This is a genomic window from Pseudoalteromonas sp. S3431 (assembly GCF_000690035.1).
Lineage (GTDB): Bacteria > Pseudomonadota > Gammaproteobacteria > Enterobacterales > Alteromonadaceae > Pseudoalteromonas > Pseudoalteromonas fuliginea.
Genome location: NZ_JJNY01000031.1, coordinates 42,758 through 57,352 on the forward strand (window position 1 = coordinate 42,758; position 14,595 = coordinate 57,352).

Here is a 14,595-nt window from a genome sequence, read left to right on the forward strand (position 1 = left end):
ACAAAATAGCTGACTACAATTAGCGAGGAAAGTGAAAAAGCCAGCTATTTTTGATCGTTCTAGCAATTGATATAGCTACCAACCTGTAAACTCTAAAATGTTTTCCAGCCTTACTAACTCGAAACGATTAAATCCTGTTTTAGTCTCCCAAAACCTTTTTCTCTCATGCTCGGAGCCAGCACCTTCCCACTCAACAATTAGAAGCTCTTTTTCATCTTTTCTTAGTTTTATTCTATTATTCAAGTGGTCATCGTAACCCGAGTAACCGAACAAAATAATTTGCGATGATTCTTCAAATGCTTTTTCAAGCCTACGCCAGTAGGCGCTCAATATATGAGATGATCCGATAATCAATGGCTTATGTTCGACGTGAGTTAAAACTATATGACATTTATCTTCTGGATCTAAAAAGTCTCTGCCGGCATACATCACTTTACTATTTTCAACAAATAACGGTGAACCATGCAAATGCATATACCAACCATGCCTATTTACATTATGTCGATCTAAATGCCCCTCATCGAAACCTGAACTCCAAAAACCATCAATTAATGCTCCGTTATAACCATTGAGGATTTTCTCAGCTATAAATGCATCGTATAGCAAATTATCATAATTTAATGTGACAACATGAGTTTTTGTATTTTTAACAAATTCAGATAATGGTTCAACAAATGCTTTAGGTAAATTTTGTCCAGAGCGTTGATAATGTAGAGCAACCTCATGGATATATTTTCTAAATGTAGAAGGTAACTCTTTCGCGGGTTCAGAAATCCATGAAGTGCCGCTAACTTCAAAATTGCTCAAAAACTCAGTAGCAACAATTGCCACTTGCAATTTATCTAATTGATCTTCTGAACTCGGAGGTAATTCATCAGTAGTTCCTTCTATCGCACTTAGAATTAAATCTTTGTGTTCGTTGCTCAGATGTTCAGTATTGCTCCAGACACTTTCAAGTCCATTTTGTAAAGAAAAGTAATCAGGGTCTAGTGCAAGGCCAATGCCATTACCTGTAATTAATATTGAACGTGCCACATATCCCTCCGTAGCTATACCATCTAACTGAACACCATTTTTTGTAGTTTATAACCCACTAAAACGACATATATTATATACTTTGATAATTTCACCAACAATTACACTTGTAAACAAATAATTAAAATAGCTAGAATTAAGCTAGTTTTTTCGCATCAAAACAGGAGCAAGTTTAACTTTTATCAGCGTCCACTTTTCGTTCACAGTCGAACTTGGCAAATGTGCCAAACATTGGTAACGCCACATTATGTGGTAATCAGTTTATAGTTATCTGGACTCATTTTTGCTTTAACTACTTTGATTGACAAATTTTTAGTTAAATTAATTTTCTTAACTCTGTCAACTAAGTCGGTGTATTCTTCATCAGACATTTTTACGCCAGCAATAACCCTCGATATAAGAGAGTGATCAAATTTGTGAATTCCAGGACCTGAGTTAGTTGAAAGTACTCTTACTTCCTTTTCGTATCCCCAGCTTGGCGACTTAGTTAATATTGTACTTTCAACCGCAGCAAAACCATCCTTCCCATTTCTAACACTAATTTTGGGCATAGTTTCTTGGTAAACGATCGGATAGCCAATTAGATTTTTTTCTACCTCATACAACTGAGCATATTTATCTTGGAAAGTATCAAATTCAACAACAATTCCTTTATGGTGATTAGAGTAATGTGACCACATTAAGATGCTATCAGGCACTGAAGATAAACAACAAATACCTATTGGATCCATTAGGCTTTTATGGAATTCACCATTACGAATTGAATTTTCAAAATTTTTTAACAATTGCTTCCTTTTGGAAATTCTTTCTGACGGGCTTAATTTAAGCTTATCTCCAACAGTTTTAAATAGATCTTTTCTCGATTTATAATATTCGATTGAGTCATTAATATCATATGAAACCACACAATCGAAAGGATCATTAAATTCACTAAAATGGCTGTATTTTAGTGTCCCATTTTCGAGTAAAGCTTTAGCTCCCTCGTCATAGCCTAAGTATTTATATAGCTTTAATTTCATTTGAACCACATAACCCTATTTAAGCGCGAAAATATCCTTATTTTATGAACTTATATCAATAGCAAATAGTGTAAGCTATTGCCAGCAATAAATATTATGCTTTATGCGGCTTATGTAAACATTTAAACAAGAGGAAAGTTTCCTCTTATTCTGACTAAGTTAATGACGAATCACCTGAACGACTGGTTATCGCTCAAACCAGACCATTCAAATAGGCTTTACCTGCCTAATAAACATAATTACTAATTGAAATATAATGGCAAACACACCCAGCAATAACAAATAAGTGCCAAATTGCGTGGCTAAATTGGGTGCTTTTAGCGCTGTAAAAAAAAGTGCCTAAACTATAAAAAATACCGCCGGCAAGTAGCCAGTAAAGTGCTTTTACATCAACACTTGAATAAAGCGGATATACAATAGCCAGTGCAAACCAACCCATGAGTAAGTAGGTGGCGAGTGATATTTTTTTATTACCGTTTTTTACAAATACTTTGTACGCAACGCCCGCCAGTGCCACAGTCCATATAAATGTAAGTGTTGCCCATGACCAAGCACCAGTTAATGAGATTAATAAAAAGGGAGTGTAGGTGCCGGCAATTAATAAGTATATGGCGCAGTGATCGCACTTTTTATAAAAAGCTCTTAAGCGTGGTTGAATACTGGCGTGGTACAAAGTGGACGACAAAAACAGTACAAATAGACTGCTGCCATAAATTACAGTACTAATATACGCTTTAGTGCTGGTGGCTTGGCTAAATAAATCCCACATAACAAATGCGGCAAATACAATACCAAGTGCATGGCTAATTACGTTTAGTTGTTCTTCTTTTTTAGAATAGGGCGCTTCTAACGACATAACAGATCCTACCACTATTTGAATGAATTTTAGTGTACAAGTGTACGCTGAGTTTTTCAATATTATAATTTTTATATGAATACAATAATTTATTGTTTTTCATAAAGTTGAAACATCAATTTAACCAATGCGTAATTAATAAGACGTAAAAAAGTCGTAATAGTTCGTTAGATTACCGGTAATTCCTAAAAACAATTAACCGGACGAACAGTGAAAAACATGAAAAATAAATTAACAACACGGCCTTTTCTTAAACTTACTAAATTGTCTGTTGCGATGATTTGCGTTACATCAACAAATAGTTTTGCAGATCAAACCATAAATAAAGAACTTGATGAAATAGTGGTTGTTGCTCAAAAGCGTGCCCAATCAATACAAGATGTGCCTGTAACAATAAGTGCCTACGATGGCGACTTTTTAGAAAGCTTAGGTATAGGTGAACTAGACACTTTATCTGAAATAACACCAGGGCTTGTTATTCAAGAGCAAAGCCCTAACAACCCGGGCTTTGTAATTCGTGGTATTACGTCTGATAGTGGGTCGTCTCAATCATCCCCTCGTGTGTCTATTTATTATAACGGAGCAGATGTATCACGCTCTCGTGGCTCATACTTTGAGCTTTTTGATGTAGAAGGAATTGAAGTTGTTAAGGGACCACAAGCAACACTGTTTGGAACAGCAGCTTCTGTAGGTGCTATTAGTGTAGCAACACGCAAACCAGAAAAAGATTTTTCGGCTCAATTAAAAGCATCCGTTGGTAATTACTCAGCCAAAGGTGCTAGTGGCTTTGTAACGGGTGGCAATGATTTATTGCAAGGCCGTGTTGCTTTTACTTATCGTGAACGTGATGGGTTTATAAAAAATATTGCAGGAGATAGTAACTCCCAAAATCCGGCTGGGTTTAAGCAAGATGATATGCATGCTATTGAGCGTTTTTCTTATCGTCCGTCTTTACGTATTACACCTAGTGACGATGTAACGATTGATTTGGTGTATACGTATGAAAAAAATGATGACTCGGGTACATCTTTTAAAAATGGGCTTTATGCACCCACCGGTGGTGATACAAGTCCATATAGCTTTGTTGAAATGCCAGGTAGTCCGTATGCAGAGTCTGTGTTTGGAAAAAAAGACTTAGGTGTGGAGCGCACAGTTAACGATTTAAATTTGACTGTAAATTGGGATGTAAGTAACGATTTAACAATCACCTCAATTACTGCAGGGCGTAATTTTGATTCTTTAGAAGTGTTTGATGCTGATGGTACGCAAGCATGGTTTTTAGAATTTGCAGAAGCTGCTGAGGGCGATCAATTTAGCCAAGAATTACGCGCTGTTTATACGCAGAATAAGTTCACTAGTATTTTTGGTGTGAGTTACTTTGAAGAAGATGGTAGCCAGCGTATTCCATTTAGTACAGAGGAGTCTATATTTTTAAATTGCTTAGGCGTATTGGGCTCAGGTGTTCCTTGTATTAATAATGATGGTAGCGTTAATATTTTAACGCCAGTATTAACAGGTGGTGTAGTAAACGAGTTGCCATATTCACTAGAGTTTACAAACTATGGTGAAAACAAAGCGTACTCAGCGTTTGCTGATGTAACTTATGCTGCAACTGAGGCACTAGAGTTAACAGCGGGTCTTCGTTATATAAAAGAAGAAAAGCGCAGTGGTTATAGCTCTGCAGCACCCAATAGTGTTTTAACACAAGCGCCATTGTTTACGGTTGATACAAATGGTGAAACATTCTATGGCGATGCTGATTATGATGATTGGCTGCCACGTTTTAATGCGCTTTATATAATAAACCCTACTACAAATATGTATGCGACTGTTTCAAAAGGGCGTCGTTCGGAAGTACTTGAAGTAAGTTCGGCTAACGATGAACAAGGGAGTGTTGAAGCTTCTATATCAGAAGTCCCAGCGGAAATTATTTGGAACTACGAAACCGGTATTAAAGGCAAAGCGCTTGACGGGCGTTTAGATTACTCTGTCGCTGTATTTTATCAAGATTACTCTAACTTTCAGGTTACGTTACAGGATGATGAAGGCGTTGCGTTTTCTGCAGATGCGGGCTCTGCCACTAATGTTGGCGCAGAGGTTGAAGTAAGGGCGTTAATTAATGATGAGTTTGAGGTATTTGCCAATACGGCTTACCTTGATGCTGAAATAGATGATGACAGTAATAACGGTAACCTCGCTGGCAATAAATTTAGATTACAACCAGAGTGGACATTTAGTACGGGGCTGTTTTATTCAACAGAATTGTCAAACTCACTTAATTTAACGAGCTCTTTAATATATAGCTACCGCTCTGAAGTGTTTTTTGAGCCAGCAAATGCGCCAATATCAGGCTTAGATATTAGCCAACCAGCGCTTGGATTAGTCAGTGCGCGCTTAGGTATCGCAAATGGTGATGACTGGGCTGTTAGTGTATTTGCTAGTAACTTATTAGATAAAGAGTATTTAGTTGATGCAGGTAATACTGGAGGGGGATTTGGCAACCCAACATTTGTTGCAGGGGCACCTCGCTTTGTTGGTATTGAGTTAACTCTCGGGTTTGGTGGACAATAATACATTTAACTACTTGATATTTTAATTGAGCCACTGCAAAGTGGCTTTTTTATGTGACCACTTTAAAAAGTGTAATTTCTATATTGGATAAATATGAAACCAGATCTTAAAGCTGCTTTACTTACCGCCATTGTTTATCCTGGAGCGGGGCATTTTTCTTTAAAAAAACACCTTATAGGCGCTATTTTTGCGGGTGTTTTTTCTGTTCTTTTAATTTTAACCCTTCAAGATATATTTGCGATTGCACAGTGTACTGCAAATGAAATTGTACACGGAAAAATCCCCATGTCGGTTACGGCTATTTTAAAAGCCGCGCAACAACCATCTAACGCCTGCGCTCAGCTCGCTGAATATAAGTACGTACCTTTAATGGTTGTTATTTGGATATTGAGTATTGCAGATGCCTATCGTTTAGGACGTAAGGTGTTGCCCAATATAATTGACTAAAATGTATGCAAGGTGGTGTTTCTTAATCGATGGCTACCTATTTACTCTACTTAAACATTTTATTTTTACCTAATGTAAAAAAAGTGTAAAAAACAATATATCCCCGACAAAATCTTCGAACTTCGTTAAACATGCCTTTTATTCTCCTTTTCCTAATTCACGGCAGTGCTTCGTGAATTTTTTTGTTCAGTTAATGTTAATAATAAGTTGGTACTTTTAACTTACGTAAAATATAATTGGCAATTACTTTGTATTGCTTTTGCGGTTTTACTTTATTACATCAGCGAAATGACGACTGATAACTTCAATTTAAGGAAATATTATGGATAACAGTTTAATTAATCACAACAAAAGGAACTTTAAAGTGACGAGCTTATCGTTAGCTTTATTATTAGGTTGTTCAACAATGGCTAATGCCGCTGTTGAGAAATTAACGGTTAGTGGTAATCAAATTCTTGCTGGTGGTGAAAATACGAGCTTTGCAGGTACCAGCTTATTCTGGAGTAACACGGGGTGGGGGGCTGAAAAATTTTATACCGCAGAAACAGTAGCACGTGCTAAGTCTGAATTTAATGCAACATTGATTCGCGCGGCAATAGGCCATGGGTCAAGTGCTGGTGGTAGCTTAAATTATGACTGGGATGGCAATATGAGCCGTCTTGATACTGTTGTAAATGCTGCTATTGCTGAGGATATGTACGTTATTATTGACTTTCATAGCCATGAAGCACATACAGATCAGGCGACTGCAGTTCGCTTTTTTGAAGACGTAGCTACCAAATATGGGCAGTACGACAATGTTATTTATGAAATTTATAACGAGCCGTTACAAATTTCATGGGCTAACGATATTAAGCCTTACGCAGAAACAGTTATTGATAAAATTAGAGCAATCGATCCTGATAACTTAATTGTGGTTGGTACGCCTACGTGGTCGCAAGATGTTGATGTGGCATCACAAAACCCGATAGATCGCGCCAATATTGCTTACACTCTGCATTTTTATGCTGGCACGCATGGTCAATCGTATCGAAATAAAGCACAAACAGCACTCGATAACGGCATTGCACTATTTGCTACAGAGTGGGGAACAGTTAATGCTGATGGCAATGGTGGTGTTAATGCTAATGAAACTGATGCATGGATGGCATTTTTTAAAACAAACAATATTAGCCACGCTAACTGGGCTTTAAACGATAAAAACGAAGGGGCTTCGTTATTCACCCCTGGCGGCAGTTGGAATTCATTAACCGCTTCAGGCACTAAAGTTAAAGAGATCATTCAAGGTTGGGGTGGCAGTACCGTTGCTTTAGACTCTGATGGCGATGGTATAAGTGACAGCCTTGATCAGTGTGATAATACTCCTGCAGATACAGTGGTTGATAGTATTGGTTGTGCGGTAACTGATGCCGATGCTGATGGTATTAGCGATAGTGTTGATCAATGTCCAAATACACCTGCAGGGGAAACTGTTAATGATGTGGGTTGTGCTGTTGAAGTAGTTGAACCACAAAGTGATGCGGATAATGATGGAGTGAATGATGATATTGATCAGTGCCCAGATACACCCGCAGGTACAAATGTTGATGCAAATGGATGTAGTGTTGTGAGTTCAACCGATTGTAATGGTATTAATACATACCCTAATTGGGTGAAAAAGGATTATTCGGCCGGTCCATTTACACACAATAACACCGACGACAAAATACAATATCAAGGCAATGCATACAGTGCAAATTGGTATACAAACAGCCTTCCAGGAAGTGATGCTTCGTGGACGCTTCTTTATAGTTGTAATTAAGCGCGTTTAATAAAATAAACGAGAAGGTAAATAATGTGTTTACCTTCTCTTTTTATACAAAATGTTAGCCTTTATAGACACTTTGGTGTTGAGCAGCAATGTTGTAGCTTGGAGAGCTTATGTTATCTACATAGCGCCAATCGGTTGTGATTTGCTCTTTAGTGATTGTAAGCAACATATAGCCACGGTGTGATAAGTCACAATAGTTTAAGTCGTTTATTAACAATGAAAGCGAGTCAGCCATCTGCTTTGCTTGTGCTGTATTAAGCGCTAAATAATGCTCCATACCCGGGGATGTAACACCAGGTGTTGCAAATTCTACTCCCACACTTTCGCCTTTTGCATTTTTTAATGTGCCATGCCACGCATTGTGCGTATCACCTGCAACCACTACTAACTTTTTATTTAATGCGGTAACGCTTTTGTATAATGCTTCGCGCTCGCTTGGGTAACCATCCCACGCATCTAAATTATAAGGCATTAAAGTATTTACGCGTGCGAGTTGCGCGGGTGTTACCGCTTTATTAGCTAACACGGCTTTTTTAATGGCAACAAGCTCTTTTAATACCAGCGGGATTTTAGTGCGATCGGATTGCGAGAATATTTCAGTAGGCAGCCACATTTTGCTCATGAGTACTTGCTGCCCTAATACTTGCCACTTTGCATTTGACTGAGTTATTGCACTCGTGAGCCAGTTTAGTTGTGTTTTACCTAGTAACTGCCTTTTTGGATTATTTAAATCACTGACAAAGCGCGCAATATCCATTTGCTTGGTCTCGGAGTTTTTGTAATCGCTGTAGGCGAGTTGTTTATCGCGTGCTATTACGCGAGTATCTAGCATGTGTAAGCTTATTAAATTACCAAAATCAAACGTGCGATATATTTGCGGGCTTTGTTCGCCCATAGGCGGTCTAATTGGCAGCCATTCGTAATAAGCTTGAATAGCCGCTGCACGACGTTTAAAAAAATCACCTTCGTTAGTGTTGTGATTTTCCGCGCCATTTTTGTATGTATCATTAGCAACTTCGTGGTCATCCCATATTGCAATAAAAGGCGCTGCTGCGTGAAGTGCTTGTAGGCCTTTGTCTGTTCTATAAATTGCATAGCGTTTGCGGTAGTCGCTTAAAGTAATAATTTCACCGCTGTTATCGGCGGCTAATTGGCGGCCAATTTTTTCAGCATTTTCAGTGGCGTATCCACCCATTGGGTATTCGTAAATGTAATCTCCTAAATGCAGTACTACATCTAAATCCTTTTGCTTGGCGGCATCAGTGTAGGCATTGAAGTACCCAGCAGGGTAGTTTGAGCACGACACAACAGCCATTTTTATTTGTTCAACATTACTTATTGGCAGTGTTTTAGCTCGGCCTATAGGGCTTTGTGTTTGCAAACCCATAAAACGGTAAAAGTATTCGGTATTTGGTGCAAGATCTTGCACGTCTATTTTTATAGTAAAGTCGCGGCTTTTATCTGTTTGTTCGTAACCGCTGCGTAATATATTTTTAAAATCAGGATCACTTGCCAGCTCCCATGAAACAGTCGCAATGGAAGATGGTTGAGAGGTTGTGGCTCGCGTCCAAATTATTAAAGCATTACTGAGCGGATCACCACTGGCAACACCATGCTTAAACTCAATTGCTGATAATGGTCTGTCAGCTAGTGTTTGAGCGCAGCCTGTTATAGCGCTGGAAATAGCAACGGTAAATACACTGGCTACTGATGTTTTTAAAAAACCACGACGAGATAAGATAGACATACTGCACTTTTCAATTATTTATAGTAATGGAACTTTAACGTTTAGATATGACGTTTTTATAAACGCTAAATGTATTTACTGTGACTTTTATTAACGTGGGTAAATAGATCTTAATTATTAACCAAATATTGGTCAAAAAATAAAATTAAGTGGTTAGATTAATAGAGTGTGAATTTTTGAAATTAATTAAATTTATAAAAACCTATTTAATTACAATACTTTAATTTTTATTTTCATGTTGGCACAACCCTTGATTATATAACTTCGTCTAATCAAACAATATACAAACAAGGAATACCATTATGAAACATTCAATTAAAATCGCTATGGCAAGTTTATTAGTATTAGGTTCTGCGCAAGTACACGCAACAGAAGTGGACCTAGATGTTACTGATATATTAGCTCAAAGTGTAACAAGCTACGTTAAGCAAACAACATTCGAACTTGAAAAGTCATTAAAAGAAACGCTTTATTTTGATGCTAAAACTGTTTTAGTTGGAATATTAGATGAGGCTGTTTTAACCGAGAATACTGCGTCTAAAAATACTGACGCGAGTGTTAAAAACGTTAAATAAACCATTTAAAGGATTAAAACGATGAGCAGTGAATTTGGGTTATTTGCTTTAATGTTAGCGCCAGTAGCCAGTATGATAAGTGCATATTACTCAGTCCAAGTACTAAAAAGCATGGGGAGCTGGTTTAATATTTAACCAATGGTGGAGTAGGTAATTAATTCGATTCATGCAAAGCTGATCGACTTAGCAAAAGCGCACGTAAGTAAAGGCAGAGTGTTTGAAATAAGTAGACTTTATGAAACGTGCGATTTTTCCATTACCCATTTTTATGTTACCTGAAGGTTATACGCGATTACGCATATTTGAGCCTCGCTATTTAAATATGGTTAAAAACGCATTAAAAAATAATACAGGGTTTGTGCTTTGTACATTCGAGCATGACACGCCTTTTAATATAAGTGCGCAAGGTTGTCTTGTTGATATTATCGATTTTGATCAAGACGATAACGATGTATTATTAATTGATGTATATGCATCTAAAAACGTGCAAATTAATGATGCTTACCAAGACGAAGACGAACTGCGACATGGGCTGGTATCGCCTTGTAAGACGCCTTATTGGTACAAGGACATTAACAACCCAATTGGCAAACATTACCTATTACATGATGCGCTTTTAAACGTCTTTGAAAGTAATCCGGAACTTAGTTTACTGTACAAAAAAACTCATTTTGACAAGTTGCCTTGGATTGCAGCACGTTGGCTTGAGCTCCTGCCTATTTCTATCGAGAAAAAACAGCAACTTGCGTTTGAAACGAACTTTGATAACTTACTGAATTTCCTCCATACTGTGATTAATAACGAATTTGCCTAAATTTTATGATCCTAAATTAATTATTGCCCGTATTACTTAATACAAAAGCAATAACGGGATAAATTATTATGGTAAGTCAACAACAGTCACCACGTTGTGAACCTAATACAGGTAAGTACACTGCCATGCCAGATACGCCGAGTAAAGAGCTCATGCAAGCGCTTATAGACGTTGCGCAATCACGCGACAAAAAAGCGTTTTCCTATTTATTTGAATATTTTGCGCCAAAAATTAAACGCTTTGGAATTAAGCAGTTTGGTGTTGAAGCTCAAGCAATGGAGCTTGTTCAAGAGACGTTAACGTCTGTTTGGCGTAAAGCACATTTGTATCACAGTGATAAAGGTGCAGCGACTACGTGGGTTTATACCGTTATGCGTAATGCTTCATTCGATATGCTTCGCAAAATGAAAAGTAACAAAGAAGAAAACATAAGCGAAGATATTTGGCCGTTATTAAACGAATCACAAGATACACATCACGAATACAGTGATCATTTAGAAGATAAGCAAATTAAGCGCTATTTAGACAAGCTACCAATCGCTCAACGTGAAGTGGTAAGAGGCGTTTATTTTCAAGATATGTCGCAAGAGCAACTTGCACATCAACTTAACATTCCAGTAGGCACGGTAAAATCACGGTTACGTTTGGCCTTGCAAAAATTACGTAATGAAATGGGAGATCAGCATGATTAAACATCACCCGAGTGAAACTCTACTGACACAGTATTGCGATGCATCACTTGCTACATCACTGAGTTTAGCCGTTTCTATACATGTAGATATGTGCCCTGTGTGCCAAGCTAAAGTCGCTAAAATTGAAGCAAGTAATGCAGACGCGTTATTTAGTGAAGAGCCAGTCCAATTTGAGATAGTTCAAACTGAGCAATCTGAGTTATTTGAAGACTTTGAATTGAATGTTCTTGATATGATCACATCTGATGATTCTATCGACGAAGTTTATGAGGTAGAGCCTGTTTCTATTAAAGTAAATGAACATAACTACCAGCTTCCACGTGCTTTAACGCGTATTTCTCATAGTAAATTTACACAAGTTGGTAAGTTAGCGCGATCTCGAGTTTCGCTTGATGATGGTCCGCTACGTTCTAGCCTGTTACACATTGATGCGGGTGGTGAAATACCAGAGCACACGCATACTGGATTTGAAGTTACTCTACTCCTAGATGGTGAGTTTAGTGACGAAGATGGTAGTTACGTACCAGGCGACTTTATATGGCAAGATGGTAGTCATCAGCATACACCTTTAACGAAAGACGGGTGTTTGTGCTTTACAGTTGTTAGTAGTGCGCTACATTTTAATAAGGGCTTCAGCAAGTTACTAAATCCAATAGGTAATTTGATTTACTAAGAGAATATATGCACACAGATATAATAAAAATAGGTATAAGCGCCTGCTTAGCAGGCGAAAAAGTTAGATTTGATACGGGTCATAAAAAATCAAATTTTTGTATGGATGAGCTAGGTAAACACGTTGAATACACACGGTTTTGTCCGGAAGTAGCTGTTGGTTTACCGATACCTCGCCCAACTATTCGCCAAGTTAAAGTGGGCGATACTATTAAAGTATGTCGCCCAGATGGCACTGGCGAAGTAGGTCAACAACTTACCGAATATGGTAAAAAAGTTGCAACAGAACAAGCTAAAGAGTTGAGTGGATTTGTATTTTGCGCGAAAAGTCCAAGTTGCGGTATGGAACGCATTAAAATATACAATGAAGCAGGCACGGGTAATACCTCAGAAGGCGTTGGTTTTTTTGCTGAGCAAATAATGAAGCACAACCCATTATTGCCATGTGAAGAAAACGGGCGTTTAAACGATATGCATTTACGTGAAAACTTTGTAATGAGAATTTACGTATTTAAAAACTGGCAAAAGTTAGTACAAGAGCCGCTTACGGTTCACAAGCTTACTCAATTTCACTCTCAGTATAAGTATTTGTTGATGGCTCACAATTATCAAGCTTATCGTGATTTGGGTAACCTCCTTGGAACGTTTGTAGGTGACGATATAAATGCAGTTGCTGATGAATATATTTTAGGTTTGATGACAGGTCTTAAAAAGCCAGCTTCTCGCAGAAATAATTGCAACACGCTAATGCACTTACAAGGTTACTTTAAAACAGATTTATCGAAGGTTGAAAAACAAGAACTTCGTGATGCGATAGATGAATACCGCGAAGGATTGGTGCCATTGTATGTACCACTTACCTTGTTAAAACATCATTTGAAAGTTCATCCGAATGAGTACCTCGAAAAACAAGTGTTTTTTAACCCATACCCTCACGATTTAAAACTACGATTTGGTATTTAATGGATACATTATTTTGGTTTAGGCGCGATTTGCGCCTTTTTTCTAACGAAGCGTTAATTCAAGCGCTAAACAATGGCGCTAAACACGCCATTTTTTTTGTGTCTGAAAAGCAGTGGCAACAACACCAAACAGCGCCTATTCAGATTGACTTACTCAAGCGTCGAGTTACTTATCTTCAATCCCAACTTGCTGATTACGGTATTACTTTACATATTATTGAAGCGCCTGGCTTTTGTGATTGTACGCGCGAGCTCATTAACTTTTGCAAAGCAAACGATGTAAAACACGTAATTGCTAATACAGAATATGAGCTTAATGAAGTAAACCGGGATAAAGCAATTTTGCATGAATGCGATGAGCGTTCAATTACTTTTACTTTGTACGAAGGTGATTTAATTGCACCTGCAGGCTCAGTTAAAAATCAAAGTAATGAAATGTATAAAGTGTTTACTCCATTTAAACGTGCATGGTTAAAGCAGTATCAAGATACACACTTTAGTTTGCCACAATGGCCTTTAACTTCTGACCCTATTGAATTTGACGAGAGTGATTTACTAAAAAGTGATGGGTGCTCAGATAAGTGGCCGGTTGACGACGAAACACTCTCTACCGTAGTTGATAATTTTATATGCGACAAACTTACAAGTTACGACGACCAGCGTGATATTCCTAGTGTAAAAGGCACATCGGGTTTAAGCCCGTATTTAGCACTAGGTATTGTAAGCACAAAGCAACTGCTTATTAATATTCAGCAGCGTTATCCTGATATTTTAACTACATCAAAAAGCAAAACGTTTACGTGGATTAACGAGCTTGTTTGGCGCGAATTTTACAGGCATTTAATTGCTGAATTTCCGAAGCTTTCGCGCGGTGATAACTTTAACGAAAAGTATAACGCTGTAGTGTGGCGTAAAAGCGAAAATGAATTTACAGCATGGTGTGAAGGGCGTACAGGTTACCCGTTAGTGGATGCTGCAATGCTACAACTAAAGCAAACCGGTTGGATGCATAATCGTTTACGAATGGTTGTTGCGAGCTTTTTAACTAAGCATTTATTAATAGACTGGCGCGAAGGTGAGCGCTTTTTTATGCAGCACCTAATTGATGGCGATTTAGCCTCTAATAATGGTGGTTGGCAGTGGGCTGCAAGTACGGGCTGTGATGCTCAGCCTTATTTTAGAGTTTTTAACCCTATCAGACAAAGCGAGCGCTTTGATCCAACGGGCAAGTTTATCCGTAAGTATTTGCCAGAGCTTGAAAACGTGCCAGATAAACACATTCATTTTCCACACACTTATTTAGCCGCAACAGGCAAAGATAAGGAATGTTACTGGCCAGCAATAGTTGATCATAAAGCGGCACGAGAACGTGCACTTGCTGCATTTAAGGTGTGA

General features: G+C 38.0%; 13 protein-coding genes. 9 read left to right on the plus strand and 4 right to left on the minus strand.

Going from position 1 to position 14,595, the window contains the following annotated elements; all coding sequences use genetic code 11:
- Positions 1-75: 75 nt before the first annotated feature.
- From DO88_RS11450 to trhA, 3 genes are all read right to left on the minus strand, one after another.
- Positions 76-1,035, minus strand: a complete 960-nt coding sequence (locus DO88_RS11450; protein WP_033038837.1) for an SIR2 family protein — start codon at positions 1,033-1,035, stop codon at positions 76-78.
- Between the two features lie 245 nt (positions 1,036-1,280).
- Positions 1,281-2,054, minus strand: a complete 774-nt coding sequence (locus DO88_RS11445; RefSeq protein WP_033038838.1) for a DUF2971 domain-containing protein — start codon at positions 2,052-2,054, stop codon at positions 1,281-1,283.
- Between the two features lie 226 nt (positions 2,055-2,280).
- Positions 2,281-2,910 (minus strand): PAQR family membrane homeostasis protein TrhA, encoded by a 630-nt coding sequence (trhA, locus tag DO88_RS11440; protein WP_033038839.1) that lies wholly within the window; start codon positions 2,908-2,910, stop codon positions 2,281-2,283.
- A 219-nt stretch (positions 2,911-3,129) separates the two neighbouring features.
- Between trhA and DO88_RS11435 the strand changes: the two genes are divergently transcribed.
- The 3 genes from DO88_RS11435 (at position 3,130) to DO88_RS11425 (ending at position 7,729) form a co-directional block, all read left to right on the plus strand.
- Positions 3,130-5,481 carry a TonB-dependent receptor gene (locus tag DO88_RS11435; protein WP_033038840.1) on the plus strand — a complete coding sequence of 784 codons (2,352 nt, stop codon included), beginning with the start codon at positions 3,130-3,132 and terminating at the stop codon, positions 5,479-5,481.
- A gap of 93 nt (positions 5,482-5,574) precedes the next feature.
- Positions 5,575-5,928, plus strand: a complete 354-nt coding sequence (locus tag DO88_RS11430) for a hypothetical protein (RefSeq protein WP_033038842.1) — start codon at positions 5,575-5,577, stop codon at positions 5,926-5,928.
- A gap of 322 nt (positions 5,929-6,250) precedes the next feature.
- The gene (locus DO88_RS11425) at positions 6,251-7,729 is read left to right on the plus strand and encodes a cellulase family glycosylhydrolase (RefSeq protein WP_033038844.1); all 1,479 of its coding nucleotides are present in this window, start codon (positions 6,251-6,253) and stop codon (positions 7,727-7,729) included.
- A gap of 64 nt (positions 7,730-7,793) precedes the next feature.
- On the opposite strand, the gene DO88_RS11420 is transcribed toward DO88_RS11425, so the two are convergent.
- Positions 7,794-9,485 carry an alkaline phosphatase D family protein gene (locus DO88_RS11420; protein ID WP_033030191.1) on the minus strand — a complete coding sequence of 564 codons (1,692 nt, stop codon included), beginning with the start codon at positions 9,483-9,485 and terminating at the stop codon, positions 7,794-7,796.
- A gap of 302 nt (positions 9,486-9,787) precedes the next feature.
- On the opposite strand from DO88_RS11420, the gene DO88_RS11415 reads away from it, so the two are divergent.
- The 6 genes from DO88_RS11415 (at position 9,788) to phrB (ending at position 14,595) form a co-directional block, all read left to right on the plus strand.
- Positions 9,788-10,060, plus strand: a complete 273-nt coding sequence (locus DO88_RS11415) for a hypothetical protein (protein WP_007376333.1) — start codon at positions 9,788-9,790, stop codon at positions 10,058-10,060.
- A 235-nt stretch (positions 10,061-10,295) separates the two neighbouring features.
- Positions 10,296-10,874 (plus strand): LON peptidase substrate-binding domain-containing protein, encoded by a 579-nt coding sequence (locus DO88_RS11410; protein ID WP_033030193.1) that lies wholly within the window; start codon positions 10,296-10,298, stop codon positions 10,872-10,874.
- Positions 10,875-10,942: 68 nt separating this feature from the next.
- A complete protein-coding gene (locus tag DO88_RS11405) occupies positions 10,943-11,566 on the plus strand; it encodes a sigma-70 family RNA polymerase sigma factor (protein WP_033038846.1) in 624 nt (207 codons plus the stop codon).
- A complete protein-coding gene (locus DO88_RS11400; RefSeq protein WP_033038849.1) occupies positions 11,559-12,239 on the plus strand; it encodes a ChrR family anti-sigma-E factor in 681 nt (226 codons plus the stop codon). Before DO88_RS11405 ends, DO88_RS11400 begins: the two co-directional genes overlap by 8 nt.
- An 8-nt stretch (positions 12,240-12,247) precedes the next feature.
- On the plus strand, positions 12,248-13,201 hold the full coding sequence (locus DO88_RS11395; RefSeq protein WP_007376329.1) for a YbgA family protein: 954 nt from the start codon (positions 12,248-12,250) through the stop codon (positions 13,199-13,201).
- Positions 13,201-14,595 carry a deoxyribodipyrimidine photo-lyase gene (gene phrB, locus DO88_RS11390; protein WP_033038851.1) on the plus strand — a complete coding sequence of 465 codons (1,395 nt, stop codon included), beginning with the start codon at positions 13,201-13,203 and terminating at the stop codon, positions 14,593-14,595. Before DO88_RS11395 ends, phrB begins: the two co-directional genes overlap by 1 nt.

Bases quoted from the DNA above. Each gene is read 5' to 3' on its own strand.
- DO88_RS11445 (WP_033038838.1), bottom strand. From the start codon at position 2,054: ATGAAATTAAAGCTATATAAATACTTAGGCTATGACGAGGGAGCTAAA.
- trhA (WP_033038839.1), bottom strand. From the start codon at position 2,910: ATGTCGTTAGAAGCGCCCTATTCTAAAAAAGAAGAACAACTAAACGTA.
- DO88_RS11435 (WP_033038840.1), top strand. From the start codon at position 3,130: ATGAAAAATAAATTAACAACACGGCCTTTTCTTAAACTTACTAAATTG.
- DO88_RS11430 (WP_033038842.1), top strand. From the start codon at position 5,575: ATGAAACCAGATCTTAAAGCTGCTTTACTTACCGCCATTGTTTATCCT.
- DO88_RS11425 (WP_033038844.1), top strand. From the start codon at position 6,251: ATGGATAACAGTTTAATTAATCACAACAAAAGGAACTTTAAAGTGACG.
- DO88_RS11420 (WP_033030191.1), bottom strand. From the start codon at position 9,485: ATGTCTATCTTATCTCGTCGTGGTTTTTTAAAAACATCAGTAGCCAGT.
- DO88_RS11415 (WP_007376333.1), top strand. From the start codon at position 9,788: ATGAAACATTCAATTAAAATCGCTATGGCAAGTTTATTAGTATTAGGT.
- DO88_RS11410 (WP_033030193.1), top strand. From the start codon at position 10,296: ATGAAACGTGCGATTTTTCCATTACCCATTTTTATGTTACCTGAAGGT.
- DO88_RS11405 (WP_033038846.1), top strand. From the start codon at position 10,943: ATGGTAAGTCAACAACAGTCACCACGTTGTGAACCTAATACAGGTAAG.
- DO88_RS11400 (WP_033038849.1), top strand. From the start codon at position 11,559: ATGATTAAACATCACCCGAGTGAAACTCTACTGACACAGTATTGCGAT.
- DO88_RS11395 (WP_007376329.1), top strand. From the start codon at position 12,248: ATGCACACAGATATAATAAAAATAGGTATAAGCGCCTGCTTAGCAGGC.
- phrB (WP_033038851.1), top strand. From the start codon at position 13,201: ATGGATACATTATTTTGGTTTAGGCGCGATTTGCGCCTTTTTTCTAAC.